Source organism: Pseudomonas sp. NFXW11, from assembly GCF_049887815.1.
Classification (GTDB): domain Bacteria; phylum Pseudomonadota; class Gammaproteobacteria; order Pseudomonadales; family Pseudomonadaceae; genus Aquipseudomonas.
In genome coordinates, this window is record NZ_JAGEKI010000010.1 from 45,808 (window position 1) to 61,667 (window position 15,860).

The window sequence follows — 15,860 nt, forward strand, 5'->3', positions numbered from 1 at the left end:
AGGTGCGGGGAAAAGCTGATGACCCTTGCCCTCAGCGGGAAATAGGGGTCAGGCGCAGCAGGTGAATCCGCCGGCTGTCGGCGTTCAGCACGCGGAAGCGATAGTTGCCGATTTCAGTGATTTCGTTGCGTTTTGGCAAGTGGCCGAAGGCACTCATCACCAGGCCACCGACGGTATCGAACTCGTCATCAGAGAAGTCGCTGTCGAAGAACTCGTTGAAGTTCTCGATCGGGGTCAGCGCCTTGATCAGGAAATCACCGCTGGGCAGGGGCTTGATGTAGCTGTCTTCCTCGACGTCGTGCTCATCCTCGATGTCGCCGACGATCTGCTCCAGCACATCCTCGATGGTCACCAGGCCCGCCACGCCGCCGTATTCGTCGATGACGATGGCCATATGGTTGTGGTTGGCGCGGAACTCGCGCAATAGCACATTCAGGCGCTTGGACTCGGGGACGAAGGTCGCCGGGCGCAGCAGGTCCTTGATGTTGAAGCTGGCGCCGTTCTCCTTGAGGATCAGCGGCAGCAGGTCCTTGGCCAGCAGGACGCCCATCACGTCGTCATGGCTTTCGCCAATCACCGGGTAGCGCGAGTGCGCTGAGTCGATGACCGCGGGCAAGAACTCCCGGGGAGTCTGGGTGGCCTTGATGCTGATCATTTGCGAGCGCGGGACCATGATGTCCCGTACTTGCAGGTCAGCGACCTGGATGGCGCCTTCGACGATGGCCAGTGCCTCGCTGTCCAGCAATTTGTTCTGATGGGCTTCGCGCAGCAGCTCCAGCAGCTCCTGGCGGCTTTTCGGCTCATGGGCAAAAGCCTGGGTGAGTTTGCCCAGCCATGACTTTTGCCCGTTGCTCGATCGATCTTCGCTCATAGCGATTGCTCTGAATCCTTGGTTGTTACAGGTGGTTGTCGGTCAGTGTTCGTCGTCTGCATAAGGGTCAGGATGACCCAATTCTGCAAGCAACGTTCGTTCCAGTGCTTCCATTTCTTCGGCTTCGTCGTCATCTATATGGTCGTAACCCAACAGATGCAAGCAGCCGTGAATGACCAGATGGGCCCAGTGGGCCTTTACATCCTTGCCTTGTTCGGCCGCCTCGCGCTCGACCACCGCAATGCAGATCACCAGATCACCCAGTAAGGGAATATCCAGCAACTCATCCGGTACGTCCGCAGGAAATGACAGCACATTGGTTGCGTAATCTTTATGACGCCAGGTGTGATTCAGCTCACGTCCCTCGGCTTCGTCCACCAGGCGGATGGTCAGTTCCGAGTCGGCGCTACGCTGGCGCAGGGCCAGCTCGCACCATTGGCGGAACTCTTCATCGCTGGGGGCCGGCTGCTGGCTGGCGCGTTGCAGGTCAAGCTCAAGCATCGTGGCGATTGCCCCTGTCGGCGACGGCCTTGGCGGCTTCGTCGGCGCTGTGCAACTCGAAGCGCTCGTAGGCTTCGACAATGCGTTGCACCAGCGGATGGCGCACCACGTCCTTGGGCATGAAATGGGTGAAGCTGATGCCGGGCACATCCTTGAGCACGTTGATCACATGAGCCAGGCCCGACTTGGTGCCCTTGGGCAGGTCGACTTGGGTGATGTCACCGGTGATCACCGCCGTGGAGCCGAAACCGATCCGGGTCAGGAACATCTTCATCTGTTCCACGGTGGTGTTCTGGCTTTCGTCGAGGATGATGAAGCTGTTGTTCAGGGTGCGGCCGCGCATGTAGGCCAGGGGGGCGATCTCGATCACCTGGCGCTCGATCAACTTGGCCACGTGCTCGAAACCGAGCATTTCATACAGGGCGTCGTACAACGGGCGCAGATAAGGGTCGATCTTCTGCGCCAGGTCGCCGGGCAGGAAGCCGAGTTTCTCGCCGGCTTCTACCGCCGGGCGCACCAGCAGGATGCGTCGCACCTGCTCGCGCTCCAAAGCGTCCACGGCGCAGGCCACCGCCAGGTAGGTCTTGCCGGTACCGGCCGGGCCGATGCCGAAGTTGATGTCGTTGCCGAGGATTTCCTTGACGTAGCGCTGCTGGTTCAAGCCCCGCGGGCGAATCATGCCCTTGCGGGTGCGCAGGGCCACGGCGGCGTCGGCCACGCTGGGGTTGTCCAGCTGTTCCACGGCAGATTCCTGGAGGAACAGGTGCACCAGGTCCGGGGACAGTTCAGTGCCCTTGGTTTCCCGGTAAAGGCGGCGCAGAAGGGTTTCCGCGGAAGTGGTGCGCTTGGGTTCGCCGATCAGTTCGAACTGATTGCCGCGATTGCGGATCTCGATCGTCAGGCGCTGCTCGATCAAGCGCAAATGCTCGTCGAACTGCCCGCACAGATTGGCGAAGCGGTGAGCCTCGAAGGGTTCGAGGATGAAGCGATGAGGTTCTATGGGTGCGTTCAAGGTCGTTTTTTAGCCGCCCAACGGCAATAAGGAAGAATTCAAGGATAACGCCAGCGGCTTGGGCGCGAAAGCTCTTATGCAGGGCAATGGCCGCCGGCGCTTTGCAGGCCGGCCGCCGTCTCTCACGCCAGCAACGAACCGCGCAGCGAGTGGGGCTGTGCCGAGTCGATATGCACGTCGGTGAACTGGCCGATCAGTGTGGGATCGTCGCAGCGGAAGTTGACGATACGGTTGTTCTCGGTCCGCCCCTGCAATTCGCCCGGGTCCTTCTTGGAGTAATCGGTGACCAGGATGCGCTGCACCGACCCGACCATTTGTCGGCTGATCTCGAAACCCTGCTGGTTCAGGCGGTGCTGCAAGGCATTGAGACGCTCCTTCTTCAGCGCCTCCGGGGTCTCGTCGGCCAGGTCGGCGGCCGGAGTGCCCGGGCGCTGGCTGTAGACGAAGGAGTAGGAGAAGTCGAACCCGACATCCTCGATCAGCTTCATGGTCTGCTGGAAGTCTTTTTCCGTCTCGCCGGGGAAGCCGACGATAAAGTCCGAACTGATGCAGATCCCGGGCACAGCTGCCCGCAGCTTGCGCAGCTTGGACTTGTACTCCAGGGCCGTATGGTTGCGCTTCATCGCCGCCAGAATGCGATCCGAACCCGATTGCACCGGCAAGTGCAGGTGTTTCACCAGCTCCGGCACTTCGGCGTGGGCCTGGATCAGGCTGTCGGAAAACTCCAGGGGATGAGAAGTGGTGTAGCGAATCCGCTCGATGCCGTCGACGGCCGCCACCACCCGGATCAGTTCGGCCAGGTCCGCCAGGCGCCCGTCGTGGGTCTGGCCCCGGTAGCCGTTGACGTTCTGGCCCAGCAGGGTGACTTCACGCACGCCGTTTTCCGCCAGGTGGATGATCTCGGCGATCACATCGTCGAACGGCCGGCTGACTTCCTCGCCTCGGGTGTAGGGCACGACGCAGAAGGTGCAGTACTTGCTGCAACCTTCCATCACCGAGACGTAGGCGCTGGGGCCATCGATGCGCGGCTCGGGCAGGTGGTCGAATTTTTCGATCTCCGGGAACGAGACATCCACCTGCGGCAGCTTGGTGATGCGGGCGGTATCGATCATTTCCGGCAGGCGGTGCAGGGTCTGCGGGCCGAACACCACGTCGACATAGGGCGCACGATCGCGGATCGCCGCGCCTTCCTGGCTGGCCACGCAACCGCCAACGGCGATCACCATTTCCGGGTTGGCCAGCTTCAGCTCGCGCCAGCGCCCCAGCTGGGAGTAGACCCGGTCCTGGGCGCGTTCGCGAATGGAGCAGGTGTTGAGCAGGATCACATCCGCATCTTCGGCACGGGCAGTGACTTCCAGGGCCTGATGTTCACCCAGCAGATCCACCATGCGCGAGCTGTCGTACTCGTTCATCTGGCAACCGTGGGTTTCGATGTAAAGCTTCTTGGCCATGGACCTAGGTCTCGGGTGATTCAAAGAACCGCGCATTATAGGGGCCATGCTGACAGGTTCCTAGGGTTGCGCATCGGCTGGCTATGCTATAGTTCGCGCCCCCATTTTCAGCCCCCGATGTGTTGTCCGCCCACCATGACCAAACGCGAAGCTCCAATCTACAAGGTGATTTTCCTCAACCAGGGCCAGGTGTTCGAGATGTACGCCAAGCAGATCTATCAGAGCGATCTGTGGGGCTTTCTGGAAGTGGAAGAGTTCGTCTTCGGCGAGCGCACGCAGGTGGTGGTCGACCCCAGCGAAGAGAAGCTCAAGGCCCAGTTCGAAGGCGTGGTGCGCAGCTTTGTGCCGATGCATTCGATTGTGCGGATCGATGAAGTGGAGCGCCTGGGCACGCCGAAGATCAGCGAGGCGCGTGGCGTGAGCAATGTCATGCCGTTCCCGATGCCGATGCCGGAAAAATAAGCCGATCAGAATCGCTGTGATGCAGACGCCGATTGGCCTGCCAGGGGTGGCAAGGCCTTTACGGCAATGGCGAGAAGGGTGAACGCCCGTCGGCGCTCTGCAATTCCATCAGGTACTTGCGGAAGATCTGGCCCAGTACCTGGGTCGCGACTTCCAGCTCGTCGCGCTGCATGTGTTCGGCGACTTCATCGGCGGTGTCCAGGGCGTCTTCGGCGCCATTGACCGCAGCCATCTTCAGCACGATGTAGGCCTGGATATTGTTGGCCGGCACGCCTTCGCCGCGATAGAACATGGTGCCGAGCTTGAACTGCGCCTGGGCGTGGCCTTGCAGCGAGGCCTTTTCGAAGTAGCTCAGGGCCCGATTGAGGTCCTGGGGTGCGCCCTTGCCCTCGTAGTAGAACTCACCCAACTCGTATTGCGCCTCGGCATCCCCTTCGTCGGCGGCTTTCTGGCAGGCGGCGAGTGCCTCGGCCTGGTCCTGTGCCTGGGGATCGAGGGTGCAGCGACCCAGCGCTGGGATCAACAACGAGTTGCCGCCTGCTTGTGCGTGCGCGAGCAGGGGCTGAAGGAGCAACAGGCAGCCCAGTGTCAGGGCGCGGCCGGTGCGGTTCATGGGAATCGACTTACCTCTGAGGGGCGCGCGGACCCGGCGAGGGATCCAATAAGCGCGCATTATGAAATAAGCGGGGCCAACCTTACAAAGTCTTTACTCGATTTTCTGCTGCGTGGGCGCTGTGCCTGGCACTTGTGCCGGCCTTTGCAGGGCCTGGCGGGTGGAAAGTCCGAGTAAAACGCTGTATGGGCGTGGCACCTGGCCACGCCCGCCAGCAAGGCTTACTTCAGCGCGGCAAAGGCGCGCTCCGCGGCGTCCAGGGTCAGTTGCAACTCGGCCTCGCCATGGGCGATCGAGGTGAAACCGGCTTCGAAAGCGCTTGGCGCCAGGTACACGCCGCCTTCCAGCATCAGATGGAAGAAACGCTTGAACAGGCCGGCATCGCTGGCCATCACGTCGTCGAAGGTAACGATGTCGTCGGCGCCGCTGAAGTACAGGCCGAACATGCCGCCTGCCTGGGTGGTGACGAACGGAATGCCCGCGGCATCGGCGCGTTGCTGCAAGCCTTCGAGCAGGCGGCTGGTGTAGTCGCTCAGTTCGGCATGGAAACCCGGGCGGCTGATCAGGCGCAGGGTGGTCAGGCCGGCGGCCATGGCCAGCGGGTTGCCCGACAGCGTGCCGGCCTGGTAGACCGGGCCCAGCGGAGCGATATGCTGCATGATCTCGCGCTTGCCGCCAAAGCAGCCCACCGGCATGCCGCCACCGATGATCTTGCCGAAGGTCGACAGGTCCGGGGTCACGCCGTAATGAGCCTGGGCCCCCCCCAGGGCAACCCGGAAACCGGTCATCACTTCGTCGAAGATCAGCACCACGCCGTGCTGGTCGCAGAGGCTGCGCAGGCCTTCGAGGAAACCCGGTGCCGGCGGTACGCAGTTCATGTTGCCGGCTACCGGCTCGACGATGATGCACGCCACTTCCTGGCCCACTTCGCCGAGCATTTTCTCTACCGCGGCGATGTCGTTGAAGGGCAGGGTCAGGGTGTGCTTGGCGAAGGCTGCGGGCACCCCGGCGGAGCTGGGCACGCCCTGGGTCAGGGCGCCGGAGCCGGCCTTGACCAGCAGGCTGTCGGAGTGGCCGTGGTAGCAGCCTTCAAACTTGATGATGCTGTCGCGGCCAGTAAAGCCCCGGGCCAGGCGAATCGCGCTCATGGTGGCCTCGGTGCCGGAGCTGACCATGCGCACCATCTCCATGGACGGCACTATGGAACACACCAGGTCGGCCATCTCGGTTTCCATGGCGGTGGGGGCGCCATAGGACAGGCCGTGTTCCAGCTGCTTGCGAACCGCGTCCAGCACGTCCGGGTGGCTGTGGCCGAGGATCATCGGGCCCCAGGAACCGACATAGTCGACATAGCGCTTGTCGTCTTCATCGGTAACGTAGGCACCTTCGGCGTGCTTGAAGAACAGCGGGGTGCCGCCCACGCTCTTGAAGGCGCGGACCGGCGAGTTGACGCCGCCAGGGATGTGTTTCTGGGCATTGGCAAACAGGGTTTCGGAACGAGACATGATCGGGCTCTCTAAAATCGGCAGTTGGCTATTCAAAGATCAAACAGGGCGTTGAAGGCGCGGGCGCGGCGGGTCACCTGTTCGGCGCTTTCTGCGCCGAACAGGCCGTGCACCACCGCCAGCAGGTCGGCGCCATGGCTTACCAGGGGCGCGGCGTTATCCAGGGTGATGCCGCCGATCACGCAGATCGGCAGGTGCAGGCTGCTGCGGGCCTGATCCAGCAACTCAAGGCTGGCCGTGGCGGCACCGGGCTTGGTACTGGAGTTGAAGAAGCGGCCGAAGGCGACATAACTGGCGCCTTCCCGGGCCGCTTGCTCGGCCAGTGGCAACTGGTCATGGCAGGTCGAGCCGATGATCGCCTGGCGTCCGAGCAGGGCCCGGGCCGGGGTCAGTGGGCCGTCGGTCTGGCCCAGGTGCACGCCGGCGCCGATACGCGCCGCCAGCTCGGCGTCATCATTGATGATCAGGCGCGTCTTGTAGCGCTCGCAGAGGTTCAGCAGGGCTTCGGCCTCACGCAGCCGGCGGGCCTGGTCGTCGCTTTTGTCGCGGTACTGCAGCAGGGTGACGCCGCCTTCCAGCGCCGCCTCCACGTACTTGAGAAACTTGCCGGCCAACAATTGGCTGTCGGTGATGGCGTACAGACCACGTAGTTTCATTGAGCGGGCCTCATGAGCTTACGAGCAGAAATCCAGCGGCAAGCGGCGCGGAACGAACTGGCCGCGGCCCAGTTGCTCGGCATCGCGCAAGGTGCGCCAGGTGTAGTCGAGGGCGGACTGCACCGCGCTGGCCAATTGTTCGCCCTGGGCCAGGCGACCAGCCAGGGCGCTGGCCAGGGTGCAGCCAGAACCGTGGTAGCTGCCCGGCAGACGCTGGCAGGTGTAGGTTTCGCGCAAGCCGTCACGGCTGTAGAGGCGATTGTGCACTTGGTGTTCGTCGCCATGGCCGCCGGTGATCAGCAGGTGCTTGACGAAGGGCAGGAGTTTTTCCGCGCACTGGTCGGCGCTGCCTTCGGGCAGTTCCGCAAGGATTCGGGCTTCAGGAAGGTTGGGGGTGGCGATGGTGGCCAGGGGCAGCAGGCGTTCGCGCATGGCATAGCCGACTTCGTCCTTGCCCAGTCGGCCGCCGCCGCCGGCGCGCAGCACCGGGTCGCAGACCAGCGGCAGGTGTGGATGGGCCTGGAGCAGTTCGACCACGGTGTCGACCATTTCCAAGGAGCCGAGCATGCCCAGCTTGACCGCCGCGACCTGGGAATCGTTGAGCACGGCATTGGCCTGGGCCAGTACCCACTCGCGATCCAGCACGCGGAAATCGCTGACGTTGACCGTGTCCTGCACGGTCAGGGCGGTGACCGCCGGAGCGGCATGACAACCCTGGGCCAGCAGGGCTTCGATATCTGCCTGCAAGCCGGCGCCACCACTGGGGTCGTGGCCGGAGAGACAGAGGACAACGGGGCGAGAGCTGTAGATATTCATGGGCGCCGAGCTTACCACCAAACGCTTTTTCAGGTGGCGCCCGAGGTTGGATCTGCCGGCCTGGCAGGCTGTGGCCAATCAACCTGACCGATGCAACAGCTCTAGCTCGCTGGATTGCGCTGAGAGGCCCGTTCTAGAGCCTTTAGACTAAAATTTTCAATGGTGCTCAATGGCCATCAGCGGCTATGCTAGAGTGCATTCAAATCAATAACAGGTCATGCCGGATCACGTCTGCTCAAGGGAAATGGGGGACTTCCTGACACCACCGGACAAGCCACGCTGGGGCTTTATGCGCTATTTGCTGATGTTGCTGTTGAGCTTGCCGATGCTGGCCGGCGCCGTCGAGTTCGACGAGTTCACTCAACGCCTGCCCTTGGGCCGAGTGATGCAGGTTCTCGAAGACGCGGGTGGTCAAGCGACAATCGCCGATGTCAGTTCGGGGTCTTTGGCCGAGCAATTCAAGGCCCACGACAAAGACACCCTGAATGCCGGTTACTCACGCTCGGCCTTCTGGCTGAAGATCGACCTCCAGTACCGTCCCGGCAACCCTGCCGCGCAGCGCAGCTGGCTGCTGGAACTGGCCTACCCGCCCCTGGATCACCTGGAACTGTACGTCCCCGATGAAGCGGGCGGTTATCGCCTGGCGGGGCGCACCGGCGATGCCTTGCCCTTCGACAGCCGGCAGATTCGCCAGAACAACTACCTGTTCAACCTGACGTTTGCCCCCTTCGAGCGCCAGACCCTCTATCTGCGACTGGCCAGCGAAGGCTCGATCCAGGCGCCGGTCAGCCTCTGGTCCAGTAGCGCCTACCTGGAAGACCAGCCCGTGCGCCTCTATGTTCTGGGGCTGATCTACGGGGTGCTGCTGGGGATGCTGGTGTACAACCTGTTCATCTACCTCAGCGTGCGCGATACCAGCTACCTCTACTACATCGTTTATATCGCTTCCTTCGGCCTGTATCAGCTGTCGGTGAATGGCGCCGCGGTGGAGTATTTCTGGCCCAACAACCCCTGGTGGGCCAATGCCGCGACGCCGTTCTTCATCGGCTCGGCGGGGCTGTTCGGCAGCCAGTTCGCCCGCAGCTTCCTGCAGACCGCCCGCCATAGCCCCTGGGTCGACCGCATATTGCTGGCACTGATGGCCTTTGGCGCGCTGGTCATGGGCCTGTCGCTGATGACCAGCTATGCCCTGGCCCTGCGCCTGGCCACGGCCCTGGCGCTGCTGTTCACCGTGGTGATCTACATTGCCGGAATCGTCGCCTGGTGCCGCGGGTTGCGGGTGGCGCGCTATTTCATCATTGCCTGGTCGGCCTTTCTGTTTGGCGGGGTGATCAACACCCTGATGGTGCTGGGTTACCTGCCAAACGTGTTCCTGACCATGTACGCCAGCCAGATTGGCTCGGCGATCGAGGTCGCGCTGCTGTCCCTGGCCCTGGCCGACCGCATCAACGCCATGCGCGAGCAGCAGGCCCAGACCCTGCAGGAAGCCAGTCAGAAGCTTGAAGTGCTGAACCAGCAACTGGCCCACAGCAACCGCCTCAAGGATGAATTCCTCGCCACCCTGACCCATGAACTGCGCACGCCGATGAACGGTGTTATCGGCTCCCTGGAACTGATGCAGACCCTGGAGCTGGACCCGGAGCTTGCGCAATACCAGCAGACCGCTGCCGGCTCGGCGCGGGACATGATGCGCATGGTCAACGGCATCCTCACCCTGACCGAACTCCAGGCCGGCAAGCTCAGCGCCCAGCGCCAGCCCTTCAGTCTGCGTTCGCTGCTGACCACGTTGCAGACCCAGTACGCCGGCGCCGCAGCCGCCAAATCGCTGTCGTTCCAGGTCGACCTGCGCGCCGGGCTGCCCGACCGTCTGCTGGGCGATCGCTGCAAGCTCAGCCACTGCCTGGAATGCCTGCTGGACAACGCGGTCAAGTTCACCCATTCCGGCGGCCTGGTGCTGCGGGTGGTTAGCCGCAACCTCTCGGCCGACAAGGTCGGCCTGGTGTTCGAGGTGATCGACAGCGGCATCGGCTTCGTCAGTCTGGACGAAGCGACCCTGTACCAGCGTTTCTTCCAGCTCGATGCTTCGATGACCCGCGAATACGGCGGATTGGGCATTGGCCTGGCGATCTGCCGGCAGTTGATCGAGCTGTTGGGCGGCAAGCTGACCCATGAATCCACCCCGGGCCAGGGCAGCTGTTTCCGCCTGCAGGTGGAACTGGATCTGCAGGAGCCGCTGGCGCGGGTGCCGGCCAGCTTCAGCCGGCGCTTGCCGCAGGACTGCACCGTGCTGCTGATGGACGACAACGACGTCGATCAACTGGTGCTGCGCGGCATGTTGCTCAAGCTGGGCTATCGCGTGCGCACCGTGGGCAATGCCTCGGATGCCTTGCAACTGCTGGGGCGCGAGTTGATCAGTGCGGTGCTGATCGATAGCCAGATCAGTGCGGCGCAACTGGGTGCCTTCCGCCTGCAGGCCCATGCGCTGCCCGGGTATGACCAACTGCCGATCCTGCTGGCCTGCACGCCCGGAAAGGAAGGTTGCGTGGCCGTAGCGGGCAGTGATCACCTTGGCAAGCCGGTTCGGTTCGAGGCGTTGCAGGCGCTGCTGGCCCTGCGTGTTCTGCATGTGGAACAAGGTGAAAGCGCCGATATTTAGGCGTATATGCCACTTTGTTCGGCCTGGGGCGGGTGCTTAACTGGGGCCTTGGCACACCCTGAAGGAGCCCCGCAATGAACCTCCACCAGTTCGCTGAAACCCACGAAGTCACCAATCAGCCGCCCGCCCTGGACGGCGCCAACCTGTATCGGATCGACCTGCCGCTGCAGCAATGGATGCGGCGCTTCGATGCTGGCTGGGCCGAGTCCCGAGTCGATGCCTACGGTGCCCTGGCTGGCGGTCCGTTGATGGAGGCGGGGTTCCTGGCCAACCAGAACAAACCGGTGTTTTCCAGTCACGACCGCTTCGGTCATCGCATCGACCTGGTGGAATTCCATCCCGCCTATCACCAACTGATGCGCACGGCGATCGAAGGCGGCCTGACCTCGCTGCCCTGGACCCAGCCCCAGGCCGGCGCCCATGTGGCCCGCGCGGCCATGACCTACCTGCACAGCCAGGCCGAAGCCGGCAGCGGTTGCCCGCTGACCATGACCTTCGCCTGCGTGCCAGCGCTGAAGCTGCAGGCGGATATCGCCGAGCAGTGGCTGCCGAAGATCCTCGCCACCGAGTACGACCCGCGCAATATCGGCATGGCGCACAAGGCCGGGCTGACCATCGGCATGGCCATGACCGAGAAGCAGGGCGGCACCGATGTCCGCGCCAACACCACCCGCGCCTATCCGGTGGGCGCTGGCGGACCGGGGCAGGCCTACGAGTTGGTGGGGCACAAGTGGTTCTGCTCGGCGCCGATGTGCGACGCCTTCCTGACCCTGGCCCAGACCGACAAGGGCCTGACCTGTTTCCTCCTGCCCCGTCACCGGCCCGACGACACCCGCAACCAGTTCTATATCCAGCGCCTGAAGAACAAGCTCGGCAACCTTTCCAACGCTTCCAGCGAAGTGGAATTCCGCGGTGCCCTGGCCTGGATGATCGGCGAGGAAGGGCGCGGCGTGCCGACCATTATCGAGATGGTGGCCATGACCCGTTTCGACTGCATGGTCGGCTCCAGCTCGCTGATGCGTCAGGCCCTGACCCAGGCCAGTCATCATTGCGCCCACCGCAGCGTGGGTGGACGAGTGCTCAGCGAACAGCCGCTGATGCAGAACGTGCTGGCCGACCTGGCCCTGGAAAGCGAAGCGGCCCTGGCCTTGAGCCTGCGCATGGGGCGCGCCCTGGATCATCAGGACGATGCCCAGGAAGCCAAGTTCTCGCGGCTGGTGACGGCGGTGGGCAAATACTGGATCTGCAAGCGGGCCCCGGCCATGATCAACGAGGCCGCCGAATGCATGGGCGGCGCCGGTTATGTCGAAGACAGCATCCTCCCGCGGCTGTACCGTGAGGCACCGGTCAACTCCACCTGGGAAGGCTCCGGCAATGTGCAGTGCCTGGACGTGTTGCGGGCCCTGTCGAAAGAGCCCGGGGTGCTCGACGCGCTGTTCGCCGAACTGGGCGACGGCCATGGCGATCGGCGCCTGGCCGCGCATATTGCCGCGCTCAAGGACAGCTTCAAGGACACCGCCGATATCCAGTACCGCGCCCGTCAACTGACCGAGGACATTGCCCTGGGGTTGCAGGCCAAGCTGTTGCTGGAAGCCGGTAACGGGCTGATCAGCGATGCCTTTATCGCCAGTCGGCTGGGCGGCCAGGGTGGACGGGTCTACGGCACCTTGCCCCGTGGCCTGGATGTGGCGGCCATAGTCGCCCGCTCCGCGCCTCAAGGTTTCTGACTCCGCCGTGGGAGCCGGCTTGCCGGCTTCCACAACGCCACTGTTCCCGTGGCCCGGTGTTGCAGGCAAGATGAACGCCTGCAAGATCAGAACACAGGATGCTTACCGTGACCGAAGCTTTTGTTGTCGTTCAAACCGCCGAGCAAGCCGTCGACCGGCTCGCCGCTTTGCATGAGCGGGCCACCACCTCCCTGAGCCAGGCGCTCAAGCGTTACCTCAAGGACCGGGTCGAGCCCGATGCCGAGCAGCGCGCGCTGTTTCGCTACCCTGAACTGCGCCTGACCTACCACTGTCATGGCGAAGTCCCGCAGACCACCCGGGCCTACGCCAAGGTCCAGTTGCCGGGCGTCTATAGCGTCACGGTGACCCATCCCGCAGCCTTTCGTAATTACCTGCTGGAGCAACTGCAACCGCTGATGCACGACTTCACCGTGACCGTGGAAGTGGGCGTCAGCGAGCAGAACATTCCCTATCCCTATGTGGTGGAGCAGGGCGACGAACTGGCCGGTTCCGGGGTGACTGCCGCGGCCCTGGCGCGGGTCTTCCCCAGTACCGATCTGTCGGCCGCCACCGATGGCATCGCCGATGGTCTCTACGACTGGGAAAACACCCATCCGCTGCCCCTGGCGCTGTTCGATGCCGCACGGGTGGATTTCTCCCTGCGTCGCCTGGTGCACTACACCGGCAGCGACTGGCGCCATGTGCAGCCGTGGATCCTGCTGACCAACTACCACCGCTACGTCGACCAGTTCATCGTCCATGGCCTGGAGCAGCTGCGCAGCGATCCGCGTTTTGTGCGCATGGTGCTGCCGGGCAACGTGATCATCGACAAGGGCATGGATCATGGCGAGGCCTCGGCGATTGCCGCGGGCGTGGTCTGGCACCGCTACCAGATGCCGGCCTATCACCTGCAGGCCAGCGACGGCCATGGCGTGACCCTGGTGAACATCGGCGTCGGCCCGTCCAACGCCAAGAACATCACCGACCACCTGGCGGTCTTGCGCCCTCACTGCTGGTTGATGATCGGCCACTGCGGCGGCCTGCGCCAATCCCAGACCATCGGCGACTATGTGCTGGCCCACGCCTACATGCGCCGCGACGGCATTCTCGACCGCGTGGTGCCGCCGAACATCCCGATTCCGGCCCTGGCCGAGGTCCAGCTGGCGCTGCAACAGGCGGCGGCCAACGTGACCGGCGAGAAGGGCGAGCAACTGAAGAAGCGCCTGCGCACCGGCACCGTGCTGACCTACGACGATCGCAACTGGGAGCTGCGCTGGGCCGAAGAGCGGCCGTTCATCAACCTGTCTCGCGCCGTGGCGGTGGACATGGAAAGCGGCACCATTGCCGCCCAGGGTTATCGCCTGCGGGTGCCATACGGCACCTTGCTCTGTGTCTCGGACAAACCCCTGCACAGTGAGATCAAGTTGCCGGGGGCGGCCAATGCCTTCTACGAGCGGGCGGTCAGCCAGCACCTGAAGATCGGCATCGAAGCCGTTGACCTGATGCGCAGCGAGCTCAATTCGCTGCACTCGCGCAAACTGCGCAGCTTCGACGAGCCGCCGTTCCGCTAAGCGCACAAGGCATGGTCATTTGGCGGTCAGGCCACTAGCATTGTCGGTCCTGATCGCTGAATGTCTCTTGAGCCCCATGTCTCGTCCATCCCGTCCTGCTTCCCGCCGCCCTGGCGCGAAGGCATTTTCTGCTTCCCCCGCCAAGCGTGTGGCCAAGGCCCCGCCGGCCGAGCCGAAGCTGATTCTGTTCAACAAGCCCTTCGACGTACTGACCCAGTTCAACGATGACCAGGGGCGCGCCACGCTCAAGGATTTCATCGCCGTGCCCGGGGTCTACCCGGCTGGGCGCTTGGACCGCGACAGCGAAGGGCTGCTGCTGTTGACCAACGACGGGCAGTTGCAGGCACGAATCGCCGACCCCAAGCACAAGCTGGCCAAGACCTATTGGGTGCAGGTCGAGGGCGAACCCAGCGCCGAGCAGTTGCAACGCCTGCGTGAGGGGGTGGAGTTGAACGATGGCATGACCCTGCCGGCCGAGGCGCGCCAGCTCGACGAGCCGCAACTGTGGCCGCGCAACCCGCCGGTACGCTTTCGCAAGAGCGTGCCTACCAGCTGGCTGGAATTGGTGATTCGCGAAGGACGCAACCGCCAGGTGCGGCGCATGACCGCGGCTGTTGGCCTGCCGACCTTGCGCCTGGTGCGGGTGCGGATTGGCGACTGGACCCTGGACGGTCTGGAGCAGGGCCAGTGGAAGGAAGTGCCGGCGCGCTTATAGGGCGCCGCTTTCGATCAGGCCGATCACCACGCTCTTGATGATGAAGGCGGCCACGCCCAGGCCCAGCACGAAGAACAGGATAAAGGAGCCGAAGCGTCCGGCCTTGGACTTCTTGGCCAGGTCCCAGACGATGAAACCCATGAAAATGATCAGGATGCTGACCAGGCCGGTCATCATCCACTCTTCGAAAACTGCTGGGTCCATCGATGATCTCCAGTGCAGGCAGGGCAAAAAATCCCGGGCGAGTATACGCCAAGGAAAAGCAGCCGAGCATTGATCTGCCTGCGTTATGTCGCCACAGCCACTGCTTGCACCGGAGCTGGCTTATGTAGGCGCAGGCTGGTGCAGGAGCCTGCCTGTTTAGGGGCTGGCTTGGGTAGGATCTGGCTTGTGTAGGAGCTGGCTTGCCAGCGAAGCTCCTGCGCAAGACCAACTCAAGGACCCCATCGCCGGCAACGCGGTTTCTCAGCTGCGCAGATGAGTCAGGGGCAGCTCGGTGCTGTTGAGCACCTGGTTGAGCACGAAGCTGGAACGCACGCTGGTCACGCCCTCGATACGGGTCAGGTGGCCCAGCAGCAGCTTCTGGTAATGGTCCATGTCCGGCACCACCACCTTGAGCTGGTAGTCGGCATCGACCCCAGTCACCAGGCTGCATTCCAGCACCTGGGGCAGGTTGCGAATGGCGGCCTCGAAATTCTCGAAACGCTCCGGGGTGTGACGGTCCATGCCGATCAGTACATAGGCGGTCAGGCTCAGGCCCAGCAGCTTGCGGTCGAGCAAGGCAACCTGGCGGGAGATATAGCCGTCATCCTCCAATTGCTTGACCCGGCGCGAGCAAGGCGAGGGCGACAGGCCGATGCGCTCGGCCAGTTCCTGGTTGGAGATTCGGGCATCGCGCTGCAGTTCCGCCAAAATACTCAGGTCATAGCGGTCGAGTTTGCTCATCAATCAGGCCTTTCTCGGAAGTATTGCGTTGAATTATCTATCTTGAGTAAAAAATTGCGCAAGAGCTGTTTTTGCAAGCAATCTTCGCAATCCTTTGTCGCAGGCCCAGGCCTATTCTTATCACCAGAATCACTGCCCGGACATAGAGTCCACTGCGGCCCGCCGAATCAGGCCTGCCGCGGCCGCCAATCCCACAGGGTTGAGCCGGCCCCCGGGCTACACCCTGTCCAGAAGACGGAGTGAGGTGAGCCGGCGTCAAAAGCGCCGAGCACGGACAAAATCTCAAAGGGCGGCCGACGGGCCGCCCTTTTTTATTGTCTGCGAAATAAGTTTCGTGACTGATAATCTCTAGCAGAACC

At 63.1% G+C, this 15,860-nt stretch carries 15 protein-coding genes; 5 read left to right on the top strand and 10 right to left on the bottom strand.

All coding sequences use genetic code 11. The features are described from left to right. Positions 1 to 31 precede the first annotated feature (31 nt). The 4 genes from J4P02_RS16755 to miaB form a co-directional block, all read right to left on the bottom strand. Positions 32 to 871, bottom strand: a complete 840-nt coding sequence (locus J4P02_RS16755) for an HlyC/CorC family transporter (RefSeq protein WP_426192185.1) — start codon at positions 869 to 871, stop codon at positions 32 to 34. 42 nt (positions 872 to 913) lie between these two features. Beyond that, a complete protein-coding gene (ybeY, locus tag J4P02_RS16760; RefSeq protein WP_426192187.1) occupies positions 914 to 1,372 on the bottom strand; it encodes an rRNA maturation RNase YbeY in 459 nt (152 codons plus the stop codon). Then, positions 1,365 to 2,384: a PhoH family protein gene (locus tag J4P02_RS16765; RefSeq protein ID WP_426192189.1), complete on the bottom strand. Its 1,020-nt coding sequence runs from the start codon at positions 2,382 to 2,384 to the stop codon at positions 1,365 to 1,367. The genes ybeY and J4P02_RS16765 overlap by 8 nt, the downstream gene beginning before the upstream one ends. A gap of 122 nt (positions 2,385 to 2,506) precedes the next feature. Continuing rightward, positions 2,507 to 3,835 (bottom strand): tRNA (N6-isopentenyl adenosine(37)-C2)-methylthiotransferase MiaB, encoded by a 1,329-nt coding sequence (gene miaB / locus J4P02_RS16770; RefSeq protein WP_426192191.1) that lies wholly within the window; start codon positions 3,833 to 3,835, stop codon positions 2,507 to 2,509. Positions 3,836 to 3,970: 135 nt separating this feature from the next. Between miaB and J4P02_RS16775 the strand changes: the two genes are divergently transcribed. After that, positions 3,971 to 4,297 (top strand): DUF1820 family protein, encoded by a 327-nt coding sequence (locus J4P02_RS16775; protein ID WP_007927079.1) that lies wholly within the window; start codon positions 3,971 to 3,973, stop codon positions 4,295 to 4,297. A gap of 58 nt (positions 4,298 to 4,355) precedes the next feature. Here J4P02_RS16775 and J4P02_RS16780 read toward each other — a convergent pair whose 3' ends face one another. The 4 genes from J4P02_RS16780 to J4P02_RS16795 all read right to left on the bottom strand — a co-directional run bounded on the left by J4P02_RS16780 (position 4,356) and on the right by J4P02_RS16795 (position 7,887). After that, on the bottom strand, positions 4,356 to 4,910 hold the full coding sequence (locus J4P02_RS16780) for a tetratricopeptide repeat protein (protein WP_426192194.1): 555 nt from the start codon (positions 4,908 to 4,910) through the stop codon (positions 4,356 to 4,358). A gap of 221 nt (positions 4,911 to 5,131) precedes the next feature. Next, a complete protein-coding gene (hemL, locus tag J4P02_RS16785; protein WP_426192196.1) occupies positions 5,132 to 6,415 on the bottom strand; it encodes a glutamate-1-semialdehyde 2,1-aminomutase in 1,284 nt (427 codons plus the stop codon). A gap of 32 nt (positions 6,416 to 6,447) precedes the next feature. Further along, entirely contained in the window at positions 6,448 to 7,071 is a 624-nt protein-coding gene (gene thiE / locus J4P02_RS16790) for a thiamine phosphate synthase (RefSeq protein WP_426192198.1), read from the bottom strand. A gap of 18 nt (positions 7,072 to 7,089) precedes the next feature. Then, complete coding sequence (locus J4P02_RS16795; RefSeq protein WP_426192200.1) at positions 7,090 to 7,887, bottom strand: hydroxymethylpyrimidine/phosphomethylpyrimidine kinase; 798 nt, start codon at positions 7,885 to 7,887, stop codon at positions 7,090 to 7,092. A gap of 289 nt (positions 7,888 to 8,176) precedes the next feature. Here J4P02_RS16795 and J4P02_RS16800 point away from each other — a divergent pair, with 289 nt between their 5' ends. The 4 genes from J4P02_RS16800 to J4P02_RS16815 all read left to right on the top strand — a co-directional run bounded on the left by J4P02_RS16800 (position 8,177) and on the right by J4P02_RS16815 (position 14,556). After that, a complete protein-coding gene (locus J4P02_RS16800; RefSeq protein ID WP_426192524.1) occupies positions 8,177 to 10,543 on the top strand; it encodes a hybrid sensor histidine kinase/response regulator in 2,367 nt (788 codons plus the stop codon). 74 nt (positions 10,544 to 10,617) lie between these two features. Further along, positions 10,618 to 12,270 (top strand): acyl-CoA dehydrogenase family protein, encoded by a 1,653-nt coding sequence (locus tag J4P02_RS16805; RefSeq protein WP_426192202.1) that lies wholly within the window; start codon positions 10,618 to 10,620, stop codon positions 12,268 to 12,270. Between the two features lie 98 nt (positions 12,271 to 12,368). After that, a complete protein-coding gene (gene amn / locus J4P02_RS16810) occupies positions 12,369 to 13,841 on the top strand; it encodes an AMP nucleosidase (protein ID WP_426192204.1) in 1,473 nt (490 codons plus the stop codon). A 148-nt stretch (positions 13,842 to 13,989) separates the two neighbouring features. Continuing rightward, positions 13,990 to 14,556 carry a pseudouridine synthase gene (locus J4P02_RS16815; protein WP_426192206.1) on the top strand — a complete coding sequence of 189 codons (567 nt, stop codon included), beginning with the start codon at positions 13,990 to 13,992 and terminating at the stop codon, positions 14,554 to 14,556. Here J4P02_RS16815 and J4P02_RS16820 read toward each other — a convergent pair. Then, positions 14,551 to 14,760 (bottom strand): DUF2788 domain-containing protein, encoded by a 210-nt coding sequence (locus tag J4P02_RS16820; protein WP_003228500.1) that lies wholly within the window; start codon positions 14,758 to 14,760, stop codon positions 14,551 to 14,553. The two genes, J4P02_RS16815 and J4P02_RS16820, sit on opposite strands and share 6 nt — an antisense overlap. A 261-nt stretch (positions 14,761 to 15,021) precedes the next feature. After that, positions 15,022 to 15,501 (bottom strand): Lrp/AsnC family transcriptional regulator, encoded by a 480-nt coding sequence (locus J4P02_RS16825; RefSeq protein ID WP_426192208.1) that lies wholly within the window; start codon positions 15,499 to 15,501, stop codon positions 15,022 to 15,024. Positions 15,502 to 15,860: the final 359 nt, after the last annotated feature.

Coding starts and splice junctions, on each gene's coding strand:
- J4P02_RS16755 (WP_426192185.1), bottom strand. CDS start 871: ATGAGCGAAGATCGATCGAGCAACGGGCAAAAGTCATGGCTGGGCAAA.
- ybeY (WP_426192187.1), bottom strand. CDS start 1,372: ATGCTTGAGCTTGACCTGCAACGCGCCAGCCAGCAGCCGGCCCCCAGC.
- miaB (WP_426192191.1), bottom strand. CDS start 3,835: ATGGCCAAGAAGCTTTACATCGAAACCCACGGTTGCCAGATGAACGAG.
- J4P02_RS16775 (WP_007927079.1), top strand. CDS start 3,971: ATGACCAAACGCGAAGCTCCAATCTACAAGGTGATTTTCCTCAACCAG.
- J4P02_RS16780 (WP_426192194.1), bottom strand. CDS start 4,910: ATGAACCGCACCGGCCGCGCCCTGACACTGGGCTGCCTGTTGCTCCTT.
- hemL (WP_426192196.1), bottom strand. CDS start 6,415: ATGTCTCGTTCCGAAACCCTGTTTGCCAATGCCCAGAAACACATCCCT.
- thiE (WP_426192198.1), bottom strand. CDS start 7,071: ATGAAACTACGTGGTCTGTACGCCATCACCGACAGCCAATTGTTGGCC.
- J4P02_RS16795 (WP_426192200.1), bottom strand. CDS start 7,887: ATGAATATCTACAGCTCTCGCCCCGTTGTCCTCTGTCTCTCCGGCCAC.
- J4P02_RS16800 (WP_426192524.1), top strand. CDS start 8,177: ATGCGCTATTTGCTGATGTTGCTGTTGAGCTTGCCGATGCTGGCCGGC.
- J4P02_RS16805 (WP_426192202.1), top strand. CDS start 10,618: ATGAACCTCCACCAGTTCGCTGAAACCCACGAAGTCACCAATCAGCCG.
- amn (WP_426192204.1), top strand. CDS start 12,369: ATGCTTACCGTGACCGAAGCTTTTGTTGTCGTTCAAACCGCCGAGCAA.
- J4P02_RS16820 (WP_003228500.1), bottom strand. CDS start 14,760: ATGGACCCAGCAGTTTTCGAAGAGTGGATGATGACCGGCCTGGTCAGC.
- J4P02_RS16825 (WP_426192208.1), bottom strand. CDS start 15,501: ATGAGCAAACTCGACCGCTATGACCTGAGTATTTTGGCGGAACTGCAG.